The organism is Paenibacillus pasadenensis (assembly GCF_023715725.1).
In the GTDB taxonomy this organism is placed as follows: domain Bacteria; phylum Bacillota; class Bacilli; order Paenibacillales; family Paenibacillaceae; genus Paenibacillus_O; species Paenibacillus_O pasadenensis_A.
In genome coordinates this window covers 1-412 of sequence record NZ_JAMBOT010000066.1, presented here as the reverse complement: position 1 = coordinate 412, position 412 = coordinate 1, and the positions used below count along the sequence as shown (strand labels likewise).

Annotated in this window: 1 protein-coding gene; it reads right to left on the bottom strand. The window is 43.7% G+C overall.

What is annotated here, in order from left to right; all coding sequences use genetic code 11:
• Positions 1–180 precede the first annotated feature (180 nt).
• On the bottom strand, positions 181–412 hold a 232-nt coding region (locus M3223_RS24000; RefSeq protein ID WP_251566309.1), incomplete at its 5' end, for an NAD(P)/FAD-dependent oxidoreductase.

Sequence of the window (412 nt, the reverse complement as noted above, 5' to 3'; positions counted from 1 at the left end):
GCACTGCAACAACCGGTTGCGCGCCAACACTAAACACCCACCAAACTTGATTAAAATAAATCGGTTAAAATAAAAAAGGCATTTTGCTGATGCCTTTTTTAGCCGTTTTTTTAGGTTTATCAGTACCTAACCCACTTCAAACCTAAACCATTTTATAGCTAAACCTCTTTCATTTTATATTTATAGATAAAACACTTCGCCAGCGACAAACCCACTTGCCCACGCCCACTGGAAATGGTAGCCACCTAGCCAACCAGTAACATCGAGCACCTCGCCGATAAAATACAAATTCGGTTGTAACTGACTTTGCATGGTTTTTGAGGAGACCTTATCAGTAGCAACGCCACCGCGTGTGACTTCAGCTGTACGATAGCCTTCAGTGCCTGATGGCGTCAAACGCCACGCATTGAGC